The sequence below is a fragment of the Amycolatopsis sp. NPDC003731 genome (assembly GCF_053586895.1).
The window spans coordinates 1-25,345 of record NZ_JBSFNC010000011.1; the positions used below are offsets into that span (position 1 = coordinate 1).

Annotated in this window: 29 protein-coding genes; 10 read left to right on the forward strand and 19 right to left on the reverse strand. The window is 72.1% G+C overall.

Going from position 1 to position 25,345, the window contains the following annotated elements; translation table 11 throughout:
* Positions 1-76: 76 nt before the first annotated feature.
* Positions 77-319 (forward strand): hypothetical protein, encoded by a 243-nt coding sequence (locus ACWDN5_RS06945; protein WP_449675098.1) that lies wholly within the window; start codon positions 77-79, stop codon positions 317-319.
* A 126-nt stretch (positions 320-445) separates the two neighbouring features.
* Here the strand turns inward: ACWDN5_RS06945 and ACWDN5_RS06950 are convergent, their stop codons facing one another.
* The 4 genes from ACWDN5_RS06950 to ACWDN5_RS06965 all read right to left on the reverse strand — a co-directional run bounded on the left by ACWDN5_RS06950 (position 446) and on the right by ACWDN5_RS06965 (position 4,401).
* The gene (locus ACWDN5_RS06950) at positions 446-760 is read right to left on the reverse strand and encodes a hypothetical protein (protein WP_449675100.1); all 315 of its coding nucleotides are present in this window, start codon (positions 758-760) and stop codon (positions 446-448) included.
* Positions 761-800: 40 nt separating this feature from the next.
* Positions 801-1,859 carry a glycosyltransferase family 4 protein gene (locus tag ACWDN5_RS06955; RefSeq protein ID WP_310969652.1) on the reverse strand — a complete coding sequence of 353 codons (1,059 nt, stop codon included), beginning with the start codon at positions 1,857-1,859 and terminating at the stop codon, positions 801-803.
* 124 nt (positions 1,860-1,983) lie between these two features.
* On the reverse strand, positions 1,984-3,462 hold the full coding sequence (locus ACWDN5_RS06960; protein ID WP_449675102.1) for a serine/threonine-protein kinase: 1,479 nt from the start codon (positions 3,460-3,462) through the stop codon (positions 1,984-1,986).
* 138 nt (positions 3,463-3,600) lie between these two features.
* A complete protein-coding gene (locus tag ACWDN5_RS06965) occupies positions 3,601-4,401 on the reverse strand; it encodes an inositol monophosphatase family protein (RefSeq protein ID WP_449675104.1) in 801 nt (266 codons plus the stop codon).
* 28 nt (positions 4,402-4,429) lie between these two features.
* On the opposite strand from ACWDN5_RS06965, the gene ACWDN5_RS06970 reads away from it, so the two are divergent.
* Positions 4,430-5,128: a creatininase family protein gene (locus tag ACWDN5_RS06970; RefSeq protein WP_310968576.1), complete on the forward strand. Its 699-nt coding sequence runs from the start codon at positions 4,430-4,432 to the stop codon at positions 5,126-5,128.
* On the opposite strand, the gene ribA is transcribed toward ACWDN5_RS06970, so the two are convergent.
* The 6 genes from ribA to ACWDN5_RS07000 are packed head-to-tail and all read right to left on the reverse strand — an operon-like array spanning position 5,117 to position 10,063.
* Positions 5,117-5,770, reverse strand: a complete 654-nt coding sequence (ribA, locus tag ACWDN5_RS06975; protein ID WP_310968577.1) for a GTP cyclohydrolase II — start codon at positions 5,768-5,770, stop codon at positions 5,117-5,119. The genes ACWDN5_RS06970 and ribA overlap by 12 nt on opposite strands.
* Complete coding sequence (locus ACWDN5_RS06980) at positions 5,767-6,786, reverse strand: lysylphosphatidylglycerol synthase transmembrane domain-containing protein (protein ID WP_449675106.1); 1,020 nt, start codon at positions 6,784-6,786, stop codon at positions 5,767-5,769. Before ACWDN5_RS06980 ends, ribA begins: the two co-directional genes overlap by 4 nt.
* Complete coding sequence (locus ACWDN5_RS06985; protein ID WP_449675108.1) at positions 6,783-7,610, reverse strand: methyltransferase domain-containing protein; 828 nt, start codon at positions 7,608-7,610, stop codon at positions 6,783-6,785. The genes ACWDN5_RS06980 and ACWDN5_RS06985 overlap by 4 nt, the downstream gene beginning before the upstream one ends.
* Positions 7,607-8,674, reverse strand: coding sequence for a glycosyltransferase family 4 protein (locus ACWDN5_RS06990; protein WP_449675110.1), 1,068 nt, complete (start codon positions 8,672-8,674; stop codon positions 7,607-7,609). The genes ACWDN5_RS06985 and ACWDN5_RS06990 overlap by 4 nt, the downstream gene beginning before the upstream one ends.
* A complete protein-coding gene (locus ACWDN5_RS06995; protein WP_310968581.1) occupies positions 8,671-9,069 on the reverse strand; it encodes a 6-pyruvoyl trahydropterin synthase family protein in 399 nt (132 codons plus the stop codon). Before ACWDN5_RS06995 ends, ACWDN5_RS06990 begins: the two co-directional genes overlap by 4 nt.
* Before the next feature lie 31 nt (positions 9,070-9,100).
* Positions 9,101-10,063, reverse strand: coding sequence for a zinc-dependent alcohol dehydrogenase (locus tag ACWDN5_RS07000; RefSeq protein ID WP_449675112.1), 963 nt, complete (start codon positions 10,061-10,063; stop codon positions 9,101-9,103).
* Positions 10,064-10,130: 67 nt separating this feature from the next.
* Between ACWDN5_RS07000 and ACWDN5_RS07005 the strand changes: the two genes are divergently transcribed.
* The gene (locus ACWDN5_RS07005) at positions 10,131-10,886 is read left to right on the forward strand and encodes a CDP-alcohol phosphatidyltransferase family protein (RefSeq protein ID WP_449675114.1); all 756 of its coding nucleotides are present in this window, start codon (positions 10,131-10,133) and stop codon (positions 10,884-10,886) included.
* Positions 10,887-10,960: 74 nt separating this feature from the next.
* Here ACWDN5_RS07005 and ACWDN5_RS07010 read toward each other — a convergent pair whose 3' ends face one another.
* Genes ACWDN5_RS07010 through ACWDN5_RS07020 form a run of 3 tightly spaced genes read right to left on the reverse strand, consistent with a single transcriptional unit; the run spans position 10,961 to position 13,677 of the window.
* Positions 10,961-11,926, reverse strand: coding sequence for a DNA polymerase domain-containing protein (locus ACWDN5_RS07010; RefSeq protein ID WP_449675115.1), 966 nt, complete (start codon positions 11,924-11,926; stop codon positions 10,961-10,963).
* Between the two features lie 31 nt (positions 11,927-11,957).
* Entirely contained in the window at positions 11,958-12,761 is an 804-nt protein-coding gene (locus ACWDN5_RS07015; RefSeq protein WP_310968585.1) for an oxygenase MpaB family protein, read from the reverse strand.
* Between the two features lie 31 nt (positions 12,762-12,792).
* Positions 12,793-13,677: a LysR family transcriptional regulator gene (locus ACWDN5_RS07020; protein WP_310968586.1), complete on the reverse strand. Its 885-nt coding sequence runs from the start codon at positions 13,675-13,677 to the stop codon at positions 12,793-12,795.
* 70 nt (positions 13,678-13,747) lie between these two features.
* Between ACWDN5_RS07020 and ACWDN5_RS07025 the strand changes: the two genes are divergently transcribed.
* Together ACWDN5_RS07025 and ACWDN5_RS07030 are read left to right on the forward strand one after the other, a co-directional pair.
* Positions 13,748-15,040, forward strand: coding sequence for an FAD-binding oxidoreductase (locus tag ACWDN5_RS07025; RefSeq protein WP_449675117.1), 1,293 nt, complete (start codon positions 13,748-13,750; stop codon positions 15,038-15,040).
* A gap of 79 nt (positions 15,041-15,119) precedes the next feature.
* Complete coding sequence (locus tag ACWDN5_RS07030) at positions 15,120-16,286, forward strand: acyltransferase family protein (protein ID WP_449675236.1); 1,167 nt, start codon at positions 15,120-15,122, stop codon at positions 16,284-16,286.
* On the opposite strand, the gene ACWDN5_RS07035 is transcribed toward ACWDN5_RS07030, so the two are convergent.
* Positions 16,283-16,705, reverse strand: coding sequence for a nitroreductase family deazaflavin-dependent oxidoreductase (locus ACWDN5_RS07035; protein ID WP_310968588.1), 423 nt, complete (start codon positions 16,703-16,705; stop codon positions 16,283-16,285). The genes ACWDN5_RS07030 and ACWDN5_RS07035 overlap by 4 nt on opposite strands.
* A gap of 99 nt (positions 16,706-16,804) precedes the next feature.
* Between ACWDN5_RS07035 and ACWDN5_RS07040 the strand changes: the two genes are divergently transcribed.
* Positions 16,805-17,269 (forward strand): MarR family winged helix-turn-helix transcriptional regulator, encoded by a 465-nt coding sequence (locus tag ACWDN5_RS07040; protein WP_310968589.1) that lies wholly within the window; start codon positions 16,805-16,807, stop codon positions 17,267-17,269.
* Between the two features lie 203 nt (positions 17,270-17,472).
* Here the strand turns inward: ACWDN5_RS07040 and ACWDN5_RS07045 are convergent, their stop codons facing one another.
* From ACWDN5_RS07045 to ACWDN5_RS07055, 3 genes are all read right to left on the reverse strand, one after another.
* Positions 17,473-17,832: a PLDc N-terminal domain-containing protein gene (locus tag ACWDN5_RS07045; protein WP_449675120.1), complete on the reverse strand. Its 360-nt coding sequence runs from the start codon at positions 17,830-17,832 to the stop codon at positions 17,473-17,475.
* Between the two features lie 58 nt (positions 17,833-17,890).
* Positions 17,891-18,550, reverse strand: a complete 660-nt coding sequence (locus ACWDN5_RS07050) for a hypothetical protein (protein WP_449675238.1) — start codon at positions 18,548-18,550, stop codon at positions 17,891-17,893.
* 121 nt (positions 18,551-18,671) lie between these two features.
* Positions 18,672-19,349 (reverse strand): GNAT family N-acetyltransferase, encoded by a 678-nt coding sequence (locus ACWDN5_RS07055; RefSeq protein ID WP_449675122.1) that lies wholly within the window; start codon positions 19,347-19,349, stop codon positions 18,672-18,674.
* Between the two features lie 52 nt (positions 19,350-19,401).
* Here ACWDN5_RS07055 and ACWDN5_RS07060 point away from each other — a divergent pair, with 52 nt between their 5' ends.
* Entirely contained in the window at positions 19,402-20,244 is an 843-nt protein-coding gene (locus tag ACWDN5_RS07060; RefSeq protein ID WP_449675124.1) for a PaaX family transcriptional regulator, read from the forward strand.
* An 88-nt stretch (positions 20,245-20,332) separates the two neighbouring features.
* Positions 20,333-20,710, forward strand: a complete 378-nt coding sequence (locus ACWDN5_RS07065) for a hypothetical protein (RefSeq protein WP_310968593.1) — start codon at positions 20,333-20,335, stop codon at positions 20,708-20,710.
* A 42-nt stretch (positions 20,711-20,752) separates the two neighbouring features.
* On the opposite strand, the gene ACWDN5_RS07070 is transcribed toward ACWDN5_RS07065, so the two are convergent.
* Entirely contained in the window at positions 20,753-21,148 is a 396-nt protein-coding gene (locus tag ACWDN5_RS07070) for a RidA family protein (RefSeq protein WP_449675126.1), read from the reverse strand.
* 67 nt (positions 21,149-21,215) lie between these two features.
* On the opposite strand from ACWDN5_RS07070, the gene ACWDN5_RS07075 reads away from it, so the two are divergent.
* Together ACWDN5_RS07075 and ACWDN5_RS07080 are read left to right on the forward strand one after the other, a co-directional pair.
* Entirely contained in the window at positions 21,216-23,558 is a 2,343-nt protein-coding gene (locus ACWDN5_RS07075) for a bifunctional salicylyl-CoA 5-hydroxylase/oxidoreductase (RefSeq protein WP_449675128.1), read from the forward strand.
* Positions 23,555-24,715 (forward strand): acyl-CoA dehydrogenase family protein, encoded by a 1,161-nt coding sequence (locus ACWDN5_RS07080; protein ID WP_449675130.1) that lies wholly within the window; start codon positions 23,555-23,557, stop codon positions 24,713-24,715. Before ACWDN5_RS07075 ends, ACWDN5_RS07080 begins: the two co-directional genes overlap by 4 nt.
* On the opposite strand, the gene ACWDN5_RS07085 is transcribed toward ACWDN5_RS07080, so the two are convergent.
* Positions 24,666-25,286 (reverse strand): DUF2306 domain-containing protein, encoded by a 621-nt coding sequence (locus ACWDN5_RS07085; RefSeq protein WP_449675132.1) that lies wholly within the window; start codon positions 25,284-25,286, stop codon positions 24,666-24,668. The two genes, ACWDN5_RS07080 and ACWDN5_RS07085, sit on opposite strands and share 50 nt — an antisense overlap.
* Between the last annotated feature and the right edge of the window lie 59 nt (positions 25,287-25,345).

A 25,345-nucleotide genomic window follows, 5' to 3' on the forward strand; every position in this document is an offset into this window, starting at 1 on the left:
GCCCGGCTCGTCACGCTGACCGGCGCCGGCGGGGTCGGCAAGACGCGGCTGGCCCTGCGGGTCGCCGCCGACGACGGTGACGGCGCACTACACCGACGGGACCAGCGCCGATCTGGCGGTGACCTTCGGCGACTGGGCGGGGTCCGGGAGTCCGGTGCTGCTCGAGATGCCGCACCGGATCAAGGCCGGCAGCGGGGTCGACGGGCCGCCGGTCCGGCTGTTCGGGATCTCGGCCGCGCTGGACGGCGGGAAGACCGTGCAGTCGGTGAGCCTGCCGAACGACCCGCGGGTGGAGATCTACGCGCTGACCCTGGCGTGACGCGTCAGCCGCGGACTTCGGGCGCCTGAGGCGGGCGGTCGAGCTTGCGGAATTCGACCCACTGGCGGCTGGTCTCGTCCCAGACGACCTGGTGCTCGGTGAAGAATTCCGCAAGCCGGCCGCGGCTCAGCTCGGCCGCGGGGGTCGTGACGATGTAGTAGTCCAGCTCGTCGCGGAGGCGGTTGAAGCGCTGGCCGGGATCTCCTGGATGCCGAGCACCACCGTCGACGCCGCGGTGAGCAGCAGGGCGCTCACCCGCACGATGGCCGCCCGGCGGCGGAACTGGCTCTTTCGGCTGTCCACCCAGGCCATGTCGGCCGAGACCAGGTCGCGGAAGCCGAGGAACTGGTCGCGCAGCGGGCGGTCCGGATCCCGGCCGGCGACTTCGAGGAAGCCGCGTTCGGAATCAAGGTGGCCGGGTCGCTGCGACGGGGACGCCATCGGGCCAGGGTCGTGGAATCTCAGCACCCCGGCAAGGGTGTCAAGCGACGATCCGCGGTTCGGACGCCAGCCGCGACAGGACGTGCGTCAGCCGCCGGGCCGCCACGTCCCACTCCTCCAGCGCGCTGCCCCGGCCGAGCGCCGCCGTGCGCAGGGAGCGGCGCAGTTCCGGGTCGGCGTACCAGCGGTGCAGCGCGTCCGCCAGTGCGTACGGGTCGTCCGGCGGCACCAGCAGGCCCGGCATCTCGCCGTCGGCGTCGACGCCCAGTGCGTCGTACACCCCGCCCACCTCGGTGGCCAGGACCGGGATCCCGCGGGCCAGTGCCTGGGCCACGAACATGCCGGACGTCGCCGCGCGGGCCGGGATGACCAGCAGGTCCGCCGCGTTGTAGGCCGCGCCCAGGTCGACCTCGTCGCCCGCCAAGGTGATGCGGTTGCCGAGGCCGAGGCGCTCGATCGTCCAGCCGAGCTCGTCGACGTACGCCGGGTCCGCCGTCAGGGAGCCGGCGAACACGCACGACAGCGCCAGGTGGTCGACCTCGCCGAGGGCCTGGACCAGCACGTCGTGGCCGTTGCGGCGGGTCACGTCCCCCACGCAGAGCAGGCGGGACACGCCGTCCGCGCCCGCCGCGAGGGGGGCCGCGTCGGTGCCGGGCTTGGCGACGTAGACGCGGGCCGGGTCCAGGTCGTGGCGGTCGATCAGCAGCCGGGCGAGCCAGGGGCTGGTCGCGACGACCATGCCGGCCATCCGCAGCGTCTCGCGCTCGCACGCGTCGAGCTCCGCGGCGTGCGCCGGGGCGAGGCCGGGCTCGTCGGCCAGCGCCTGGTGCACCAGCACGGCCAGCCGCAGCCGCCGCGCGTGCGGGACGACGATCTCGGGCACACCGGAGGCGATCATGCCGTCGAGCAGCACGACCGTGCGGTCCGGCAGCGCGGCGAGGGACCGCGCCAGTCTCCGTCTCGACGTCGCGTCCGGCTCCGGCCAGTCGCCGGCGATCGGCAGCTCCAAGACGGGCTGGCCGACGGCGGGCAGGTTCTGGCACATCCGCTTGTCGTAGGTGTCGCTGCCCGGCGGCGCGGCCGGGAGGATGAACACCATCGGGTCGGCGGGCCTCATCGCGCGCGCCGGAGCAGGCGGGGTTCGGAAACAGACACGGCTACCTCCAGCGTGGGTCGACGGCGGTGACGGCTCATACGTCACACGCACCCCAAGCCGGGAAGGTTCAGCTGCTCTGCGAGTCGATCTTCCAGACGCCGCCCTCTTGGACGAGCGTGAAGGTGTCGTTCTCGGCCTTTCCGCCGTCGTAGAGGACGGTCGCCGTGACCCGGCCGCCCCCGGCATCGCGGGGATTGCTCACGGTCACCGACTTGTACCGGCCCCAGAAGCTCTTGTACGTCTCGTAAGTCTGGTTGCGGGAAGCCTTGAACCGGGCCGTGAGCAGGTCCCACGCCGCCGCCGGGTTGCTCGGCAGCAACCCGTAGTAGGCGGTGAGAGCCTCGACGGGGGTCTTCGAGGAGGCCACCGTCGAAACGGTCGGCGAAGTCGGGGCGGTCGACGGCGCCGACGTCGGCGGCGAAGAGGGCGCGGGGGTCGACGGCGGCGTCGAGGAAGGTGCCGCGGACGCCGAGGTGGACGGCGTCGGCGACGGCGGTGCGGCAGCGTTGTCCTGCGGCGGCTTCTGCCGCACGACCAGCAGGATCGCCACGACGACGGCCACGCACAGCAGCGCCGCGCCCGCCCCGACGGCGATCAGGCCCTTGCGCGCGCCCGGCGACACCGCGGTGACCTCGCCCGCGGGCACGGTGACGGCGGCCGGCACGACCGGCACCGCCGGGGGCTCGGTTTCGGGGACGGTCGCCGCGAGCACCGAATCGCCGGGCTCCGCGTCCGGCAGCAACGCCCGCAGCTCCTGCTCGACCTCGTCCATCGACGGGCGCTCGGCCGGCTCGGAGGCGAGCATCCGCACCAGCAGCGGCGTCAGCCGGCCCGCCTTCTCCGGCGGCACGATCTCGCCACTGGAGGCCTTGTAGAGCAAGGCGATCGGGTTGTCGGCGGTGCCGTAGGGCGACTGCCCCTCGACCGCGGCGTACAGCGTGGCGCCGAGCGAGAAGACGTCGGCGGCGAAGTCCGCGTCCTCGCCGCGGGCCACTTCGGGCGCGAGGTACGCGGGCGTGCCGGCGATCTCGCCGGTGGCGGTCAGCTTGACGTCACCGATCGCGCGCGAGATGCCGAAGTCGGTGATCTTCGCCGTGCCGTCCTCGGAGACCAGGATGTTGGCCGGCTTCACGTCGCGGTGCACCACGCCGGCGCGGTGCGCGCCCGCGAGCGCCGAACTGATCTGCACGCCGACGCGGATGGCGTCGTCCACCGTGGCCGGCTCCTCGCCGAGCACGAGGGCCAAGCTCTTCGACGGCAGGTACTCCATCACCAGCCACGGCCGGTCCTCCTCCTCGAGGACGGCGAACACGGTGATCGCGTGGGAATGCTGCAACCGGGCGGCGATCCGCGCCTCGCGCATCGCGCGGTTCTTCGCCTCCTGGGTGCGTTGCTCGTCGTGGTCGTGCGGCAGCAGGAGTTCCTTGATCGCCACGGTGCGGTCGAGCTTCTCGTCCTGGGCCCGCCACACCGTGCCCATCGCGCCGCCGCCGATCGGCTCGACCAGCCGGTACCGATCGCGGATCCGGCGACTTTCCACGAGCATCCACCATTCTCCGAAGTGGCCGACGAGATCCGGTCAGCATGCCAGGCTGGGCGGCCGACCGGTACCAACGTAACCGAAAACCTTGCGCGGACAGCGCAAACGAGCGCTGTGGCGCCGCCCACGGTGTACCCCGGAATCCTAACGAACAACCCCGTACGCGCGATCAAGTGCGTCCACGATCTCCTTGCGCAGCCCGGCGCCGACGGCGATCGTCGCCGCGGAACCGACCGCGTGCTCGGTGCCGTCGCGGTCGACGACGACGCCACCGGCCTCGCGCACGAGGAGCACGCCGGCCATGGTGTCCCACGGGTTGTTGGACAGGATCAGTGCGGCGTCGAGCTTTCCGTCCGCCACCCAGGCGAGGTCGATGGCCGCCGTGCCGAGCATCCGGATCTTCTGCGCCCGCGCGCCGAGATCCGACAGCAGGGTCAGCCGGGCGCGGTTCTTCTCTTCGGCGAGCTCTCCGATCGCGAAGTCCCCGACGGCGATCATCGCGTCGGAGATCTCCGTGGCGGTGGAAGCGCCGACGCGCTCTCCGTTCGCGAAAGCACCTTCGCCGCGCGCGGCGGTGTAGGTGACTCCGAGGTACGGCAGCGTGATCGCGGCGACCGTGCTGTGTTCGCCGTCCACGAGCGCCAGGGAAATCCCGCACAGTGGAATTCCGCGCGCGAAGTTCGCCGTCCCGTCGATGGGGTCGAGCGCCCACCAGCGGCCACCGCCGTCCCCGCTGCGGCCGCGCTCCTCCCCGAGGATCCCGATCTCCGGCGTCTCGGCGGCGAGGAACGCCCGCAGCGCGTCCTCGACCGCGGTGTCGACGTCGGTCACCAGGTCGCGATCGCCTTTCGCGGAAACCGAAAAACTCGGGCGCGACCGGACGATCTCCGTCGCCTTCGCCACGGCCTCGCGCGCGACGTCCAGTAGTGCGGCATGCTCGGTCATGCCACCAACCTAGTGAAGGGCCGCGGAGATGACCGACCTGTTCCCGCTCGCCACCACCGCCGACGAGCAGGAGCGGCGGGCGTCGGTCGCGGTGCTGCCGATCGGCAGCTTCGAGCAGCACGGCGCCCACCTGCCCCTGGCGACCGACACGGTGATCGCGGCCACCCTGGCCGGCGCGGTCGCCGCCGCGTACCCCGTCCTCCACCTGCCGCCGATCACGATCTCGTGCTCGCACGAGCACGCGGGGTGGGCGGGCACGGTGAGCGTTTCGGCGCGCACGCTGCACGCGGTGGTCACCGATGTCGCCGCGTCGCTGAAGGCGTCCGGGGTGGAGCGGCTCGTGCTGGTCAACGGGCACGGCGGCAACTACGTACTGTCCAATGTGGTCCAGGAAGCGGCGGGCGCGATGGCGCTCTTCCCCGGCGTGGCGGACTGGCAGGCGGCACACACCGCGGCCGGCCTGCGGACGTCGCTGGACGACGACATGCACGCGGGCGAGCTGGAGACGTCGATCCTGCTGCACGCCCACCCGCACCTGGTCCGGCCCGGACACGAAACGGCCGACCACGTCACCGACCGGGAGCACCTGCTGACGCTGGGCCTGCGGGCGTACACGGAGTCGGGAGTGGTCGGCCGTCCTTCGCTGGCGACCGCGGCGAAGGGGCACGTCGTGCTGGACACGCTGGTGCAGCGCTTCGCCAACGTCCTCGAGGTGTTAGGCGCCTGAGAAGGCCTGGTCCAGGTGCGGCAGCAGGTGGGCCATCCGCTCGGCCTTCGTCCGCAGGTACCGCAGGTTCTCCGGATTCGGCGGAACCAGCAGCGGGACCTGCTCGCTGATCCGGATTCCGTAGCGGGTCAGCTGTTCGACCTTCTTCGGGTTGTTCGACAGCAGCCGCACCGAGCGGATGCCGAGGTCGGTCAGGATGCCCGCCGCCGCGTGGTAGTCGCGGGCGTCGACCGGCAAGCCCTGCGCCACGTTCGCGTCGACCGTGTCGAGGCCTTCGTCCTGCTGCAGCCGCATCGCTTCGAGCTTCGCGAGCAGGCCGATCCCGCGACCTTCGTGGCCCTGGACGTAGACGAGCACGCCCGAGCCTTCCTCGACGATCCGGTCCAGCGCCGCTGCCAGCTGGTCGCCGCACTCGCAGTGCGTCGAGCCGAAGACGTCGCCGGTCAGGCACTCGCTGTGCACCCGGGTCAGCGCTCCGAGCGGGGAGACGTCGCCGTAGACCAGCGCGACCTGTTCGGTGCCGGTGCGGTCGAGGTAGCCGACCGCGCGAAACGTCCCGTGCCGGGTCGGCAGCCGGGTCTCGACGACTCGTTCGACCACGGCCCGGCGCGGCAGATCCCCGACGACCTCACTTGCGGTCATGACTGTAACCCCACTTCCGATTCGATCCCGGTGCCGGCCGCGACGCGCGGAGCGGGCACGGCACCGGTGTGCGGAGCGCGGGTCACGCGGAACCCGGCGACACTCCGGACGAGCAGGACACCGGCGCCGGGCAGGCTCGCGACCAGCGTGAGCACGCCGTAGACGACAGCGACGGTGACACCTTGGGCGGCCCCCAGACCGGCCGCGCCGAAGAGCAGGGCGCAGACGCCCTCGCGCGGGCCGAAGCCGCCGACGTTGAGGGGCAGGCCCATCGCGAGCAGCGCGAGGACCATCAGGGGCACGAGCTGCCACACCGGCGCGGCCACCCCGGCGACGCGGGCGGCGACGACGAACAGCGCCAGGTGCCCGGCCAGGGTCGCGACCGACAGGAAGCCCACGCTGGGCCAGGTCTCGCGGGTCAGCAGGCCGAGGCGGACGTCGGCGAGGGTGACGGCGAAACCGCGGCGCCACTTCGACGGGCTGTGGATCCAGCGTCCGCCCAGCAGGCGGCCCACGACCAGCGCGGCGACGGCGGCCAGCACGACGACCACCCCGGTCACCACGACGACCTCGCGGAACGCCGCGGGCACGACCGACGGCGCCGCGAGCACCACGGTGACCGCGGAGGCGATCAGCACGACCTGCCCCGCGGTGCGTTCCAGGACGACGGCCCGCACGCCGCGCGGCACGTCCCCGCTGTCGCGGCCGTGCTGCACCGCGCGGTGGACGTCGCCGAGGACACCGGCGGGCAGCACGCCGTTGAGGAACAGCGCGCGGTAGTAGTCGCCGACCGCGGTGCGCAGCGAAAGCCGCAGGCCGAGCCGGGTGGCGACGATCTGCCAGCGGCCCGCGCTGAACACCGTCGTCGCGAAGCCGATGGCGAGGGCGGCCAGCACGCCGGGCGCGCTGATCCGGCCGAGCCCGTCGAGGAACGCGGCGCTGCCGAGCTGCCAGACGAGGACGGCGAGGATGCCGACGGCACCGAGGATCCGCAGCCAGGCCAGTGCGCGCTTCACGCCGCCACCTCCAGGCTCGGCGGCAGGACCAGCAGGTCGCCGTGGTGGATGACCGCGTGCAGCTCGCCGGCCGCCGCCATCTCGAGCCGCCGCTGCAGGTAGACGTCGGCGACCGGGCGCAGCTCGGGCAGCTGCTCGACGGCGGCGCCGACCCAGCCCTCGAGCCACTGCCGCTGCAGTTCCGCCTGGTCCGGGCCGAGCCGCCAGGCGCTGTCCGCGCGGACGACGGTGGCGCCGAGCCTGCCGAACGCGGTCGCGGCGACGTCCACGGCGTTCGGGCCGAGCAGCCGGCGGCCGTCTTCGGTGACCCGCCGCTGGTGGGCGTTGAACGCGGCGGCGAGCGCGGGGTCGAGCGGGTCGGCGGGCGAGAGCTCCACCTTGCCGGTGACCGACAGCATCAGCAGCGCCGCGCAGCCCGCTTCGACGACCGCCGTGGCCAGCGCGGTGATCTCGTCGCGGGTCAGCAAGTCGAGCAGGGCGGACGCGGTGACCAGCGACGTCCCGGCGAGGTCGGCGGCCCGCAGCGCGGTGATGTCGCGCTGCTCGGCGACGACGTCGACCGGGCTGCCGTCGAGCGCGGTGCCCGGGAGGCTCGCCTGCGCGTGGGTGAGCAGCTCGGTGTCGTGGTCGTGCAGGATCCAGTGCTGGGTGCCGGGCAGCCGGGCGGCCAGCCAGCGGCCGAGCGAGCCGGTGCCGCAGCCCAGGTCGCGGACGACGAAGTCCTCCGGCAGGAAGTCGCGGAGAGGGTCGACGAGTTCGGTGGCGCGGGCCGCGGCGTCGGCGGGTTCGCGCAGGTAGAGCCAGTCCGGCTGGAACGCGCTCATGCCGCCGCCTCCTGCCGGAGGAGGATGTCGGCGATCCGGCGGGCGGTGTCGTCCCAGCCGGTCAGGGTCTCGCGGCGCAGCTTCGCCGACGCCCGCAGCTGGGCGCGCAGCGCCGGTTCGGTGAGCCAGCGGCGCAGGGCGGTGCCCAGCGCTTCGACGTCGTCGCCGGGGACGAGCATCCCGGGCACCGAGCCGTCCGGCGCGACGCCGACCGTGTCGGGCAGCGCGTCGACGTCGGTGGTCAGCACCGGCACCCCGCGGGCGAGGGCCTCGGTGACGACCATGCCGAAGGTCTCGGCGCGCGAAGGCAGCACGAGCAGGTCGGCGGTGTGGTAGGTCGCCTCGAGCGCCCGGCCGGTGCGCGGGCCGGTGAGGGTGAAGCGGGCGCCGAGCCGGTGCTCGCGCAGCCGCTCGACGTACTTGGTCTCGCGGCGGATCCCGCCGACGCATTCGCACGTCCAGCGCAGGTCGGCGACGGTCTCGAGGGCCTGGGCGAGCACGCCCTGGCCCTTGCGCGGGGTCACGTTGGCCACGCAGACCAGCCGGGAGACGCCGTCGGTGCCGACGGCGAGCGGCGCCGGGTCCACCCCCGGCGTCACCGAGTGCACGCGGTGCGGGGCGAGGCCGTGGTGGTCGATCAGCCGGCGTGCGGCCCACTCGCTGGTCGCGACGACCGAGCCGACCGCCCGCAGCGTCTCGCGCTCCAGCGCGTCGAGCTCGGCGGCGAGCGCGGGCGGCAGGCCGGTCTCGTCGGCCAGCGGCAGGTGCACCAGCACCGACACCGACAGCCGCTGCGCCGCCGGGACGACGACCTCGGGCACGCCGCAGGCGACCAGGCCGTCGAGCAGCACGGCCGAGCCGGTGGGCAGCGCGGCGAGCAGGTGGCCGAGGACCGCGCGGGCCTCGGTGTCCGGCCGCGGCCAGCTGCCGGCGACGGCGATCTCGTGCACGTCGAAGCCCGCGGCGGCGAGCCGGTCGCACATCCGCCGGTCGTAGGTGTTGCCGCCACTGGGGACGGACGAGTCGTCGACGTCCCCGGGGAGGACCACGTACAGGCTGTTCACAGTGCACGCTCGTAACTCGCCCACGCGACGTGCGACTCGTGGAGCGAGACGGTGATCCCTTCGAGGCCGCGCGCGCCTTCGCCGAGGCGTCCGGCGTGGACGGCGTCGGCCAGGCGGTCGGCGATGACCTTCGCGAGGAACTCGGTCGAGGTGTTGATGCCCTTGAACTCCGGCTCGTCGTCGAGGTTGCGGTAGTTCAGGTCGCTCAGCACCGCCTTGAGCTCTTCCGTGGCCTTGCCGATGTCGACGACGATGTTGTCCTCGTCGAGCTCGGTGCGGCGGAAAGTCGCGTCCACCAGGAAAGTCGCGCCGTGCAGGCGTTGCGCGGGACCGAAGACTTCCCCGCGGAAGCTGTGGGCGACCATCACGTGGTCACGGACGGTGATGCTGAACACCAAGACCTCCGATGCGTTCGGGTGGACGTGGTCACTGCGGCTGATACATGACACGGAGGCACAGGGCGGAAAGTTCATTTGCCGCCAACCGGGGTAACACGGAAGGGAGATCTTCAAACATGCACTCCGCGCTGACCAGCGCTTCGAACGCCGGATCGGCCAGGAGTTCGAGTGCGACGCCGAGGCGCTCGGCGTAGTCGCGGTCCGGCCGCGCGACCGTCCCGACCTGGCTGCTGCGGATCACCAGGCGTCGCGAATGGAAGTTCTCCCCGAGCGGGACGCTGATCCGGCGGTCGCCGTACCAGGACAGCTCGACGACTTCCCCTTCCGGCGCGAGCAGTTCCAGGGCTTTGGCGAGGCCGGCCTCGGACGCGCTGGCGTGCACGACGAGATCGCAGTCGCCCAGTGCTTCTTCGGGAGTCGAGAAGTCGACGCCGAGCGCGGCGGCGATGTCCGCTTTGGCCGGATCGACGTCGACCAGCTGCACTCGCGCCGCCGGGAAGCCACTGAGGAGTTTGGCGACGCTCGCGCCGACCATCCCGGCCCCGATGACGGCGATCCGGTCGCCGAGCCGCGGGCGCGCATCCCACACGGCGTTCACCGCGGTCTCGACCGTGCCGGCGAGGATCGCGCGGCCGGGCGGGACGTTTTCGGGCACCGGCGTCACCGCGCTCGCCGGGACGACGTACGCGGTCTGGTGCGGGTAGAGGCAGAACACGGTCTTGCCCCGGAGGTGCTCCGGCCCGTGTTCCACGACGCCGACGTTGAGGTAGCCGTACTTGACCGGACCCGGGAACTCGCCCTCCTGGAAGGGGGCGCGCATGACGTCGTGCTGGCTCGCCGGGACACCGCCGCGGAAGACGAGGGTTTCGGTGCCGCGGCTGACGCCGGAGCACAGCGTGCGGACGAGCACGTCGTCCGGTCCGGGGTCGGGCAGCCGCTCCTCGCGCAGCTGTCCCGCGCCGGGACTTTGAACCCAGAAAGCCTGTTCCACGTGTTTCTCCTCAGCGGGCGACCGGAGGCTGGTGTCGCCACCCTATGAGCAATTCGCGGAGTCGACGATGATCAAACAGGACCTTCTCCTGCGTGCGGTGATCCCGGCGCCGGTGCTCGCCGCGGGGGTCTTCGCGGGCGGTTCCGCCCCGCTGGCCTGGGCGACCGGAGTCGTCTACGGCCTCGCGCTGGTGCTGCTGACCGAGTGGGGGCTGCGCCGCAGCGGCCGCGCCGGCTTCGGGCCGGCGGACTGGATCACCTTCGCCCGCGCGATCCTCGTCGGCTGCGCCGCGCAGCTGATCGCCTCGGGTGACTTTTCCCTCGGCTGGCTGGTCGGCCTGGTCGGCGTCGCGCTGCTCCTGGACGGCCTCGACGGCCAGGTGGCCCGCCGCACGGGAACGGCGTCGGAGTTCGGCGCGCGCTTCGACATGGAGGTCGACGCGTTCCTGATCCTGCTGCTGTGCATCCAGGTGTCCCGCACGCTCGGGCTGTGGGTGCTGGCGATCGGCCTGATGCGGTACGTGTTCGTCGCGGCCTCCTGGGCGATGCCGTGGCTGACCTCGCCGCTGTACCCGAGCATGGCCCGCAAGACGGTGGCCGCGGTGCAGGGCGTGGTCCTGGTGGTCGCGGTCTCGGGGCTGTTGCCGGGTGCCCTGACGTTCGCCGCGGTGGCGGTCGCGCTGGCTTCACTGGCGTGGTCGTTCGGCCGGGACGTCGTCTGGCTGGCCCGCCACCGCGTCGAGCAGCCGCCGGCCCGCATCGTGACGTTCACCCGGGCGACCCTGCGCCGCCCCCTGGGCTACAGCCACAACCAAGCCGCCTGATCCCGCGCCCCGATGCCGCGAATGACTCATTCGGGACGTCGGAGGTCCCGTATGAGTCATTCGCAGCGTTCGGCTCAGCCTGGTTCGCTCGATTCACGGGCCGCCCGGGCCCGCCGCTTGCCCTCGTGCATCGCCACCACCCGGGCGATCGGGATCGTGTGCCCCTCCTCGACCAGGTCCGCGGGCAGCACGAACGGCTCCGGCATCTCCTCCGTCCACGGGTCACCGTCGCCCAGCAGGGCCGGGACCGTGTGCACCGTGAAGTCGCCCGGTTTGACGTCGTCGACGTCGGCCCAGCGGACCGGGTACGACACCGGGGCGCCCGGGCGGTGGCGCGGGCTGTACACCGAAACGACCGTTGCGCCGCCGGCGCGGGTCGAGTCCAGGAACACCTTCCCCTCCCGGCGCTCGACCACGAACTCCGTCGTGCCCAGGGCCGGGTCGATCCGCTCGGCGCGGGCCGCCACCGCGCGGGTCGCCGCCGCGATGTCCTCCGTCGACTGTCCGGGCGCGAGCGGCACGAAGACGTGGACGCCCTTCGAACCGCTGGTCTTCACCGCGCCGTCGAGACCGTCCTTGCGCAACGCCTCCCGCACCAGCTTGGCCGCCCCCACGGCCAGCGAGAACGGTGCGTCCGCGGGCGGGTCGAGGTCGAGGATCAGGTGCGTCGGCCCGCTCGCGGGCTCGCCGCGGAACAGCGTCGTGTGGTACTCGATCGCGCGCTGGTTGCCGAACCACAGCAGCGTGCGCAGGTCGTTGCAGAGCGCGTAGGTGACTTCGCGCCGCGAGCGGTCGGCCCACAGCGCCCGGCGCTCCACCCACTCCGGCGTGTACTTCGGCAGGTTCTTCTGCATGAACGGCTCCTGGCCGCGCAGCACCCGCACCACGCTCAGCAGCCGGTCGTGCAGCTCCGGCAGCATCCGGCCGGACACCGCCTCGAGGTAGTCGAGCAGCTCCCGCTTGGTGACCTCCGCGTCCGGGAAGACCTCCTGGTCGAGACTGCTCAGCTTGACGCCGTGGCGCACCTCATCACCGCTCATGGGCCCACCCTCGCGTCCCCGCGGGAGGTGGTCAACTCCCCACGAGCGGGCGCCCGGTCCGCAGCCGCCACCGCAGATCAACCAGGCAGAGGTTGAACGGGAACCGCCGCAGCGGCCCGGGCAGCACGCGGACCACCCGGCCGAGCGCAGCGAGGAGCGCGTCGAACCGGCGCTGGTCGGCGGCGGTCCAGGGCAGCCGCATCTCGTCGCGGAAGCGCTGCGGGAGGAACCCCGTGGTCACGAACCGGTGGAACCGCCGTCCCGGCACGGCGAACACCGGCGGCAGGAACTCCAGGTCGACGATCCGGGTCAGGTAGCGGCGCACGGTGTCGTCGACGCCGATCGCGGCCAGCCCGCCGGCCCAGTACTCCTCGAAGGCCGCCCGGTCGCCGGGCCACATTTCCGGTCGCACCTGCAGCGTGGTCCCGAGCGCGGCGGCCTCGGCGTAGAACCGCTCCGGCTCGCGGCCGACGAACGCCAGGTAGACGTCCTCGAAGCCCTTGTACAGGCAGGCCGCGACCCACAGCTGGAGGTCGGTGTCGAAGGCGTCGTACGCGACCGGGCTCGACGCGGTCGAGTGCACCTGAGCGTGCGCCCGGTTGACGCCCTGCCGGTACGCCGCGCGCTCCGCGTCGGTGCCCATCGTCGCCACCGCCAGGTAGGTCAGCGTGGTGCGCGTCCGCTTGACCGGGTGGCGGAAGAGGTTGCCGCTGTCGACCCGGCTTTCCAGAACGCCGTGGCCGACGGGCGCGCGGGACAGCTGCATGATCACGTTCGCGCTGCCGGCCAGCAGCCCGGCGCCGATCACGGCGTCGCGAAGGGCGGTCTCGGTCACCACCTGAGGGAACGCCCCTGTTGACGACCTGTCAAGAGTGCTGAGCCGCCCGGGCGAACGCGATCAACGCCCGCGCGGCGGGACTCAGCGGCCCTTCCGTCCGCCACGCCAGCGCGAGCATGCCCCGCAGCCCCGGCCCGCGGAGCCCGACGACCTGCAGCTCCGCCTGGTGGTACCGAGCCAGCGACGCCGGCACGATCGCCACCCCCAGCCCCCGCGTCGCCAGCTGCACCAGGAAGTTCGGATCGGCTGCCTCGAACGCGATCCGCGGCGTCAGCCCCGCCCGGGCGAAGGCCGCGTCCAACGCCGTGCGCAGGCCCGTCCCCCTGGGCAGCGCCATCAGCGGCAGGCCGTCGAGGTCGGGGATCGCCACCTCGTCCCGCCCGGCGAGCGGACCGGACGGCGCGGCGACGGCCAGGAACGGCTCTTCGAGCAGCACCTGCGTCGCGATGCCGGGCGGCGGAGCCGTCGAGATGCCGACGACGGCGAGGTCGAGCCGTCCCTCGCGCAGCGCTGCCAGCATCGTGTCGGAGTCGGCCTCCGAGAGCGTGATCTCGACCGCCGGGTACCGCTCGTGGAAGCCGGCCAGCAGGTCGGGCAGCCCGACCGGGCCCACCGACGTCACCATGCCGATCGCGACCTGCCCGCGGACCAGCCCGGCGAGCTCCTCGACGGCTTCGCGCACCCCCTGCACCGCCGCGAGCGCGGCCCGGGCGTGCGGGAGGGCCGCGGCGCCGACGTCGGTGAGCCGGACCGTCCGGCCGGAGCGGTCCAGCAGTTCCTGTCCCAGCTCTCGCTCCAGGCGTTTGACCTGCGCACTCACCCCGGGTTGAGCCACGTGCAGGCGCTCGGCCGCGCGGGTGAAGTTGCCTTCCTCCGCGACGGCGACGAAGTAGGCGAGCTGGTGCAGTTCCATAAGCATTGATTCTAGTCAGCAGAAAAACCAGATCTTGGACTTCTGATCGGGCTCGCCCGAAGCTGGAGGCATGAACCTCCTCCAGCCCGGCCAGGACGGGTACACCGAAGAAGTCACCGGATTCCAGACGGCGGTGCCCACGTCACCCGCGGCCGTCGTCGCCGCCGAAAGCGCCGAAGACGTCGTCGCCGCGGTGCGCTACGCCGCCGAGCACCGGCTGCCCGTCGCGGTCCAGGCCACCGGGCACGGCCTGACGGCGGGCACCGACGGCGTCCTGATCAGCACCCGCCGGATGACCGGCGTCGAGATCGACGCCGCGGCCCGGACCGCCCGTGTCGAGGCGGGTGTCCGGTGGGAGGCGGTCATCGAGGCCGCCGGCGCGCACGGCCTGGCGCCGCTCAGTGGCTCGTCCCCGGACGTCGGCGTCGTCGGTTACACGCTCAGCGGCGGCTTCGGGCTGATGGCCCGCCGGTACGGCCGGGCCGCCGACCACGTCCGCGCCCTCGACGTCGTGACCGCCGACGGCGAGCTCCGGCACGTCGAGCCGGGCTCGGACCTGTTCTGGGCCCTGCGCGGTGGCCGCGACGGCTTCGGCGTCGTGACGGCGATCGAGTTCGCCCTCCTGCCCGTCGCCGAGCTCTACGGCGGCAGCCTCACCTTCGACAGCGCCGACGTGCCGGCCGTGCTGCGGGCCTGGCGGACGTGGTCGGCGGCCGCGCCGGACACGCTGACGACGTCACTGGCCATGATCCAGTACCCCGACCTGCCGATGGTGCCCGCGCCGGTGCGCGGCCGGCACGTCGCCCAGGTCCGGATCGCCTACCTCGGCGAGGACGGCGACGACGTCGTCGCGCCGCTGCGGGCCGTCGCACCCGCGCTGACGGACACGCTGCGACGGCTGCCGTTCACCGAGTCGGGGTCGATCGCGGCCGAGCCGCGGCAGCCGCACGGCTACCACGGCACCAACGCGACCGTCTCCCAGCTGAACGACACCATGCTCGACGCGATCGTCGAGCACGCGGGCCCGGGCGCGGCCGCGCCGCCGGTGCTGATCATCGACCGGCTCGGCGGCGCGCTCGCCCGCACCCCGGAGGTGCCGGGCGTGGGCTGGGACTCGTCGGCCGAGTTCGTCGTCCGGGCGTTGACGGTGGTCGGCGACGACGGCGTCGCGGCGGCCCGGCGCGTGCACGCGAAGTTGTTCGACGCGCTGGCGCCGTGGACGACCGGCCGGCTCCTGCCGTTCGTCTACGGCGAGCACGCGCCGGAGGAGGTGGCGGAGAGCGTCTTTTCCGGCGCCGACCTGCGGCGGCTGCGGGAGCTGAAGCGCCGGTACGACGCCGGGAACGTCTTCCGGGCCGGGTGAGGCGGGCAAAGGGCCGGGGATCGCGGGCCATATACTCGGCCGGCCTGATCACACCGATAGGGGAACCGTCTTGCGCACGATGAGTCACGAGGACTACCTCGGCATGCGGCGGTTCCCCGGGCTCGACGGCCTGCGCGCGCTCGCCGCGACGATGGTCATCTTCTTCCACTTCGGCGGGCCGAACTGGACGTGGCTGTCGGGCTGGGTCGGCGTCTACCTCTTCTTCGTGCTGTCCGGGTTCCTGATCACCACGCTGCTGCTGCGCGAGCAGGACCGCAACGGCCGGATCTCGCTGTCGAACTTCTACATCCGGCGCGTGTTCCGGATCCTGCCGCCGTACCTGGTGATCCTCGGCGGGATCGTGGCGTTCGTGATCCTGCGCGGCGAGTTCTACTCGCGCGACTTCCCGCAGGCGCTGAAGTACTACCTGACGTTCCTCAACGAGTTCCTGCCGGCGGCCACCACCGGCACGGACAACTTCTTCAGCGGCTCGTGGACGCTCGGGATCGAGGAGAAGTTCTACCTGGTCTGGCCGTTCCTGCTGGTCGCGATCGGGATCGGCGCGGCGAAGCGCAAGTTCCTCCTGGTCGGCACGGCGATGATCGCGCTGCTGGCGCTGGTCCCGGTGACCACCGGCGGCTTCGTGCTGAACGAATCGCAGACGGCGATCTACCGCTCGACGATCCACTACTTCATCCTGGCGGGCGGCTGCCTGCTGGCGATCCTGCTGCACTACCGCCGCGGGTACGCGCTGCTGAAGCCGCTGACGCACCCGCTGGCGGCGATCCCGATCGTCGCGGCGTTCGCGCTGCTGCACACGAACTTCGACGACCTGTGGCACGAGACCCGCAACAACCTGTGGCTGCTGGTGGCGTACGCGGGGCTGACGATGCTCCTGCTGATCGTCCTGGTGAGCCCGGGCCCGCTGCGCTGGCTGCTGAGCACGGCCCCGATGCGGTTCGTCGGTGAGCGCTCGTACTCGCTGTACCTGCTGCAGGGGCCGGTGCACTTCGCGGTGGTCCAGGCGGTGCCGGGGCTCGCGCCGCACCGGACGGTCTCGGCGCTGACGGTGTTCATCGTCGGCCTGGCGATCGCGGACCTGATCCACCGCTGGGTCGAGAAGCCCCTGATCGACGTCGGCAAGCGCCTGATCACCCGTAAGGAGACCCGGCGCGCGGAACGGCAGGAGGCGGACCGCCCTGCCGCGACGCGCGCCGAGCCCGAGCCCGCGCCGATCGGTTCCTAGCGCTCCAGGACCACGATCGGGATGACCCGGGTGGTCTTCGTCTCGTACTCCGCGAAGCCCTCCGCGTGCGCGACCATGCCCGCGTACAGGCGGTCGCGCTCGGCGCGGTCGGCGATCACGGTGGCCGTCGCCTCGAACTTCTCGGTGCCGACCTCCACCGTGACCTTCGGGTTGGCGACCAGGTTGTGGTACCAAGCCGGGTTCTTCGGCGCGCCGCCCATCGACGCGGCGACGACGTAGCGGTCGCCGTCCTTCGTGTAGACGAGCGGCGACAGGCGCTCCGCCCCGCTCTTCGCGCCGGTGGTGGTGAGCAAGAGCACGTTCTTGCCCTCGAAGTAGTTGCCGACCTTGCCTCCGTTGGCCCGGAATTCCTCGACGACCTGCTTGTTGAAGTCGTTCATCTCGGCTGGCGTGGTCATGGGGTCCCCTTGTTTCTGGCCGGTACGCTCAAGCGGGCGCGAGGTACGCTCGGGCGAAGAGTTTGTTTTGCAAGCAAAAGTACCGACGGGAGGTGAGCGGTGTCAACGGAGACCGGACCGAGTGTCGAGGACGGCGTGCGGCAGCTCCTGCTGCTCATGCCCCGCCTGGTCGGCCGCGCGAAGCGCACCCCGGTGCCGGCCGAGCTGGACGGCTGCGCGCTGGCGCCGCGGCACCTTTCGCTGCTGTCGTACCTGCTCTTCGACGGCCCGATGACGGTCACCGAACTCGCCACCCGCCTCCAGGTGGCCCCGACGACGGCCAGCCTGATGGTCGGCGACCTCAGCCGCCAGGGCGTCCTGAACCGCGACGAGGACCCGGCCGACCGCCGCCGCACGATCGTCAGCATCACCGAGGACAAGCGCCCGGCCGTCGACGCCTGGCTAGCCCGCGGCGCCAAGGCCTGGAGCGACGCCCTGACCCCGCTCACCCCGGCCGAGCGCCGCCTGGTCATCACAACACTGGAAGCCTACGAACGCGGCACCTGCGACGGCCCCACCTGCTGACCCCGTGTCGACCCCTCAATCACGCGTGTCGACTCCCCAATCACGCGTGTCGACTCCCCAATCACGCGTGTCGACCCCTCAGTCACGCGTGAAGCCCGCCCAAGCACGCGAGGTGCCCCGCCGGAACGGTCGACACCCGTGATCGGAAGGTCGACACGCGTGATTGCCGGGTCGACACGCGTGATCAGAGGGTCGACACGGTGTTATTCGTCGCCGCGCTTTTCGCGGGCCAGCTTGCGCTGGGCCTCCGCGCGTTCCCGGCACTTGCGGAGGAATTCCTCGTCGTCTTCCGGGCTCGTTGCCGCGAAGCGGCCCGGGCGGTCGTATTCCGGGAACGCCGGCGCCTGGCGCTCGTACGGGCCGCGCGTCCTCGCCACCTGCTGCGGGCGGCCCGCCACCAGCCAGATGATCGAGCCGACCAGCGGCACCACCAGCACGAGCAGCAGCCACAGCCCCTTCGGCAGGTTGCGGCAGGATCCCTCGTCGGTGGTGATCACGTCGACCAGGCAGAAGATCCACAACCCGAACGTGACGACGCCGAGCAAGCCGTTGAAGTACAGCAATTCCCCGCCTTCCCCCAAAGAATGAACGCGGTAAGTCTTAGCAGAAGGCCCGGGCGGTTCAGCCGCGGGTCACCCACAGCCGAACGGGCATCCGGAGATTCGGCGAAGAAATCCAGGAGACTTCCGCTTCTGTCAGGCGGAAACCACGCAACGCCCCGAGAACGCCGGCCGCGAGAGCGTGCGCCTGCCGCGAGCCCGGACACGCGCGCGGCCCGGCGCCGAACGGCGTCCCGGCGAGGGACACCGTCACGTCGGTGCCGTCGACCCGGCGGCGTGTGGCGAGCACCGGTTGTTCGGCCGGTTTTCCGGTCAGGGCCGCGAAAAGCTCGTTGCCGATGAGGCCCGCCGTGGCGTCGCAGGCCTGGACGAGCAGGCCGATCCGCGCCGCCGCGAGTTCCGTCGGCCCGCCGCACACCTCGATCAGCCGCGCCAACGCCGCTTCCGCGTCCGCGCCCGGCGTCACGTGCGGGTGGTAAGCCGCCGCGACTCCGGCGACGTCGGCCGAGACGTCCGGCAGGCCCAGCGCTTCGGCGAGCACCCCCACCGGCACCGGCCGCGCGATCCGCGCCATCACGTCGACGACGTCGACGCCGGCCACGATCGCCGAAGTGCGCGAGAAAGCATTGTCCTGCAACAGTTCCACATCAAGCGCACCCAGCAGGTCCACGGCGAGCGCCCGCCGCCGGACGTGGTCGGCGCCGTTGCTGAAGCGGGCCACGGACGCCCGCAACCACGCGACGCTCCCCGGAGCAACGTCGACGGGCACGGGCGGAACCGGAGCGGAAAGCGAAGTCATACCGCGAAGTTAGCCGCGGAAAACGTCGGCGAGCGCCGAAGTTTCACAGCACCGGAGCAGCCGGGAACCACGTCGCCTGCGGCCCACCGCACCGCGTCGGGCGCGGGACGTCGTGCTGGAACCACCACGCCTCGGTGACGCGGCCGTCCGGCAGCCGGTACGTCGGCGGGCCGCCCACCCGGCCGAGCCCGGCCGCCTGCAGCGACCGCGCGCTGGCGACGTTCCCGACCTCCGCGCCGGCCCGCACCCGCGCCAGGCCGAGGTGGTCGTGCGCCAGCGTCAGCCCGGCCGCGAAGAGCACGCGCCCGAACCCGCGGCCGCGGTACGCCGGCGCGAGGTAGCCGCCGGTCTCCGGGCCGCCGTCCTCGCCGGTGTGCACGCTCACCAGGCCGACGCAGCGGTTGGCCTCGACGTCGATCATGACCAGGTCGACGGACTGCGGATCGGGGGACGCCCAGTCCGGCCCGGTGCCGGGCACGACCCGCAGCGCGTCCGCCCGCGCCGGCTCGGCGACGATCGAGTCGCGCTGCCAGCCGAGCCACCGCTGCGCGGCCGGATCACTGCCCCCGGCCACGGCGGCGGCGTACTCCCACGCGGTCGGCGTGCGGAAGAGGAAGCGCCCGCTGCGCAGCACGTGGCCCTGCCGGTCGCAGGTCCGCTTGGTCATCAGGCGGCCCCGGCGGGTGAGCCGGTCGAAGATCCCCTTGGTGGCTGGCAGCATCGCGGCGAAATCGTAGCGGAGCGATCCGGCCGGGAGTTGCTATCGTGGCGCGATGACGGCCGTACCCGAGGCAACCGAACTGGACGGCTCCGGCCGGTCCGCCCAGCCTCGCCAGCTCATCGTGACGGTGTACGGCCTCTACTCGCGCACCGAAGGCGGCTGGCTCTCGGTCGCGTCGCTGATCGACCTGCTGGCCGCGGTCGGCGTCGACGAGCCCGCGGTGCGCTCGTCGATCTCCCGGCTGAAGCGGCGCGGGATCCTCGAAGCGGTCCGCCGCGACGCGACGGCGGGTTACGAGCTGTCCGACGAAGCCCGCGAGATCCTGCGCGAGGGCGACGAGCGGATCTTCCGCCGCGGCCGCGCGACCCCGGCCGACGGCTGGCTGCTCGCGGTGTTCTCGGTTCCCGAGACCGAACGCCACAAGCGTCACCTCCTGCGCACCCAGCTGGCCCGGATGGGCTTCGGCACGGCGGCCTCCGGCGTCTGGATCGCCCCGGCCCACCTGCACGCGGCGACCGAGGAAGCGCTCACCCGGCTCGGCCTGGCCGGGTACGCCGACCTGTTCCGCGCCGACCACCTGGCGTTCGGCGACGTCGCGGCGAAGGTCCGCGACTGGTGGGACCTCGACCGGCTGGACGAGCTGTACACGACCTTCCTCGACGAGCACGGGCCGGCGCTGCGCCGCAAGTCCGTGACCGAGGAGCAGGCGTTCGCCGACTACGTCCGCGTGCTGACCGGCTGGCGGCGGATGCCCTACCTCGACCCGGGCCTGCCCGCGGAGTTCCTGCCGGCCGGGTGGTCCGGGATCCGCGCGGCCGAGCTGTTCTTCCAGCTGCACGCGCAACTGGAGACGCCGGCCCGCGCGTACGTCGCGAAGGCGATCAACATCGGCTGACCCGGCCTCGATCGGCGGCCATCGGCAGTCTTGGAGTGCGCCACGCAGGGAAGTAAAATGGCGAATTCCCGGACTCGCGGAGGCGTCGATGCTGCCCATCAGCCACCAGCAGGTGCAGCAAACCCTCCGGACGGTCTGCGAAGTCATCCACGCTGCCGCGAGGTTTACCCGGCCGACGGTCACCCCACTGCAAGACGGCTCGCCCGCAGTCAGTCTCTGGATCAATGCCCAGGTGAATGCTGTGGTCACGACCGACGGCCACTACTGGTACCTCCATGAGATCACCAACGACAGCTCGACGGGCGAGCAACACTACCGCGGACCGATCAAGCTGGCCGAAAAGCAGATTTCGCCACAGCAGGCGGGGACGGCCGCCGTGTCTTACGTGATCGATTACCTCACCGCGGCCGTCCAGCAGACCAAGCAGGCTTTGGACTCGATCCTGGCCTGCATGGAAGCCGGCTGACCCGCGTCCCCGGCCCGCGCGTTCCCGATGCCGCGAAGGCGATCACCCTCGGCTGAGCACCGCGAAGCCCTGGACCTCGACCAGCGCCTCCTCGTCCCACAGCCGGGACACGCCGATGCCCGCCATCGCCGGGTACTCCGTGCCCGCGAGGCGCTTCCACACCCGGCCGATCTCGCGGGCGTGGGCGCGGTAGTCGGTCATGTCGACGATGTAGATCGTCACGCTGCACAGGTCCGCCGGGGAGCCGCCGGCCGCGCGCAGGGACGCCAGCAGGTTGCCGAGCGCGCGCTCGAACTGCTCGACCACGCCGTCGCCGACGATCTTGTTCGACGCGTCCAGCGCGGTCTGCCCGGCGAGGAAGACCACCCGGCCCTCGGCCACCACCGCGTGCGAGAACCCGGACGGCTTGCCCAGCTCCGGCGGGTTGATGCGTTCCATGCGGGACACGGTACGCCATCTTTCGCGTTATTGACGGTCGTAGTCACCACGACATACCCTGGACGGCGTGCGAATCGCGGTCATCGGTGGCGGCCCGGCGGGTCTGTACTTCGCCGCGCTCGCGAAACAGCTCGGTCCCGGCCACGAAATCACCGTCTGGGAGCGCAACGCGCCGGACGACACCTTCGGCTTCGGCGTCGTGTTCTCCGACGAGACGCTCGGCGGGATCGAGCACGCCGACGCGGCGGTGCACGAGGCGATGAAGGCCGAATTCGCCCGCTGGGACGACATCGACGTCCACTACCGCGGCACGGTCACCACCTCGGGCGGCCACGGCTTCGCCGCGATGAGCCGCAAGCGCCTGCTCGGCATCCTGCAGAGCCGCTGCGGCGAACTCGGCGTCGGCCTGCACTTCCGGGAGGAAGCACCCACCGACCTCGACGGGTACGACCTCGTCATCGCGGCCGACGGCGTCAACTCGGCCGTGCGCGCGCGGTACGCCGAAACGTTCCGGCCGAGCGTCGAGACCCGCCGGTGCCGGTACATCTGGCTGGGCACGGACCTGGTGTTCGACGCCTTCAAGTTCTACGTCCTCGAAACGCCGGCCGGGATCATGCAGATCCACGGCTACCCGTACGGCCGCGACGGCAGCACGTTCATCCTCGAGGTGCAGGAAGACGTCTGGCAGCGGACGTTCGGGCCGATCGCGGCGACGTCGCTCAAGCCCGGCGAGAGCGACGAGAAGTCGATCGCGCTGATCCGCGAACTGTGCGCCGACGTCCTCGACGGCCACCAGGTCATGGCGAACAACTCGAAGTGGGTCTCGTTCGGCACGGTCCGCTGCGAGACCTGGGTGCACGAGAACGTCGTCCTCCTCGGCGACGCCGCGCACACCGCGCACTTCTCGATCGGCTCGGGCACGAAGCTGGCGATGGAGGACGCCCTCGCGCTGGCCGCGTGCCTGCACGAAAACGACGGCGTCGCGGCGGCGCTGAAGGCCTACGAGCTGGAACGGCGCCCGGTCGTCACGTCGACGCAGCGTGCCGCGCAGGCCAGCCTGGAGTGGTTCGAGAACATCGCGCAGTACGCCCACCAGGAGCCGCCGCAGTTCGCGTTCAACATCCTCACGCGCAGCCGCCGCGTCACCTACGACAACCTCCGCCTGCGCGACCCCGGATTCGCCGCCGAGCTCGACCACTGGTTCGCGCGCAAGCTCGGGACGACGTCGCGGCCGCCGATGTTCCAGCCGTTCTCGCTGGGCGGCCTGGAACTGCCCAACCGGATCATCGTGTCCCCGATGGACATGTACTCCGCGGTGGACGGCGTTCCGGGCGACTTCCACCTGGTGCACCTGGGCAGCAAGGCCCTCGGTGGTGCCGGGCTGGTGATGACCGAGATGGTCTGCGTCTCCCCCGAAGGCCGGATCACGCCCGGCTGCGGCGGACTGTACACAGCGGAACAGGAAGCGGCGTGGAAGCGGGTCGTCGACTTCGTCCACGCGCAGACACCGGCCCGCATCGGCGTCCAATTGGGACACTCGGGGCGCAAGGGCTCGACGAAACTCATGTGGGACGGCATCGACGAGCCGCTGCCGTCCGGCAACTGGGAGGTCTGCGCCCCTTCACCGCTGCCCTATTCGGACCGCAACCAAGTCCCGCGTGAACTGTCCACAACGGACCTCGCGGAGATCCGGGAGCAGTTCGTCGCCTGCGCTCAAGCCGCGGCCCGCGCCGGGTTCGACGTCCTCGAACTGCACTGCGCACACGGCTACCTGCTGTCATCGTTCCTCTCGCCGCTGACCAACCGCCGGAGTGACGAGTACGGCGGCTCGCTCGAGAACCGGCTGCGGTTCCCCGTGGAGGTCTTCGACGCGGTCCGCGCGGTGTGGCCCGCCGAGCGGCCGATGACGGTCCGGATCTCCGCGACCGACTGGTGTGAGGGCGGCATCGACGCCGACGACGCCGTCGAGATCGCACGGGCGTTCGCCGCCCACGGCGCCGCGGGCATCGACGTTTCGACCGGCCAGGTCGTCAGCGAGGAGCGTCCGCAGTACGGCCGCAGCTACCAGACACCGTACGCCGACCGGATCCGCAACGAGATCGGCGAGGAGTACGGGATCGCGGTGATCGCGGTCGGCGCGATCTCGTCCTACGACGACGTCAACTCGCTGATCCTGGCCGGGCGCGCGGACCTGTGCGCCCTGGGCCGGACTCACCTCTACGATCCACAGTGGACGCTGCACGCGGCGGCCGAGCAGGAGTACCCGATGCCGTGGCCGAAGCCGTTCGCCGCGGGCAGCCGCAAGCCGCAGACGGGCCGCTCCGACGGGCCGGAGCCGCGCCTCGACCTCGTCCGGTCCGGTCCCACCGGCACCGCTCACGCCCGCTGGCGACCGGGAGCGTCCGCATGACCTTCACCCTGGATCCGGAGCAACGCGCCTTCGCCGAGGAAGTCCGGCGGGTGGCGGCCGAGCAGCTGCTCCCCCTCGCCGAGTCCGGAGTGGAGGGTGCGGTCAACCGCCCGCTCCTCAAGGCGATGGGGGCGCTCGGCCTGCTTGCCCGGCTCTTCCCCGGGGTCGCTTCGGGCACGCCGTCCAGGCAGGCGGCCGCGACGGACCTGTGCATCCTGCGCGAGAGCCTCGCCACGGTCAGCACCGAGGCCGAGACCGCGCTCGCGTTACAGGGCCTGGGAAGTTACCCGGTGCTCCAGTCCGGAAGGGACGAACAGGTCGCGAAGTGGCTCCCCGCGGTGGCGGCCGGCGACGCGGTGGCGGCGTTCGCGCTCACCGAACCGGACGCGGGCTCGGACGCGGCGGCGCTGTCCCTCGCGGCGGAGCCCGACGGCGACGGCTGGCGCCTGACCGGTGAAAAGATGTGGATCTCCAACGCCCCCGAAGCCGACTTCTACACGGTGTTCGCGCGTACGACACCGGGAGCGGGCGCACGCGGGGTGAGCGCGTTCGTCGTCCCCGCCGACCGGCCGGGCCTCGGCGGCGATCACCTCGACCTGGTCAGCCCGCACCCGATCGGCACGGTGACGTTCGACGGCGTTTCGGTGCAGCGTGAGGAATTGCTCGGCGAAGAGAACCGCGGTTTCGCCGTGGCGATGCGGACCCTGGACCTGTTCCGCCCGAGCGTCGGCGCGTTCGCCGTCGGGATGGCGCAAGCCGCACTGGACGCCACTGTGGACCACACCGGCGAGCGCGAAGCCTTCGGTGGCCCGCTGCTCAAGCAGCAGGCGGTGGCGCACACCCTCGCCGAGATGGCCACCCGCACCGAAGCCGCCCGGCTCCTGGTCTACGCGGCGGCGGGCGCGTACGACGCGGGCGAGCCGAACCTCGGCGGCCGCGCGGCGATGGCGAAGCTGTTCGCCACCGAGGCGGCCCAGTTCGTCGTCGACTCGGCGGTCCAGCTCCACGGTGCCCGCGCGCTGCGGCGCGGGCACCTGCTGGAGCACCTGTACCGGGAGGTCCGGGCGCCTCGGATCTACGAAGGCGCGTCGGAGATCCAGCGGACGATCATCGCGCGCTGGCTGGCTTCGGGTGCCGGTCGAGCCACCACTGGCTGAGCATCAGCAGCGTCAGGATGCTCAGCGCGGCCGACACCGTGGCGGCGCTGAGGATCATCGTCTCCTTGTCGCCGCCCCGCGGCATGACGAGCAGGAACCCGATCGGTGAGAGGACGCGGGTCATCAGCGTGTTCATGCACATGGCGAAGCTGCGGATCATCCACTTCCGGTGATCGGCGAACCGCCGCTGCCGCACGGCCCGCCACCCGGCCACGGTGAAGCCGAGCCAGAGCAGAGCGGCCACGACGTCGAGCGCGGCGACGACCGGCCCGAACGGGCTCACCGCACCGATCGTCGCCGCCATCACGGCGGAGGGAATGGCGCCGGCGAAGACGTAGACGCGCCCGATCCGCCGGTGCGCGATCGGGTGCTCACGGCGCAACCAAGGCCAGATCTGCAGGATGACGCCGACGATGGCCACGCTTCCGAAAGCGATGTGCGCCACGAGGAACCAGTAGTGCGCGGCGAACCCGGCGGGCGCGGGAACGCGCGACCGCGCCGGGTCGAGTGTGAGGTAGGGCGGCACGGAGAAGGCGAGGAAGACGGCGACGACCAGGGCGAGCGGCGCCACCCAGGGCCGTCGCCACCACTTCGGCGGCGCACCGGCAGGTACGGGTCTGACATCGGTCC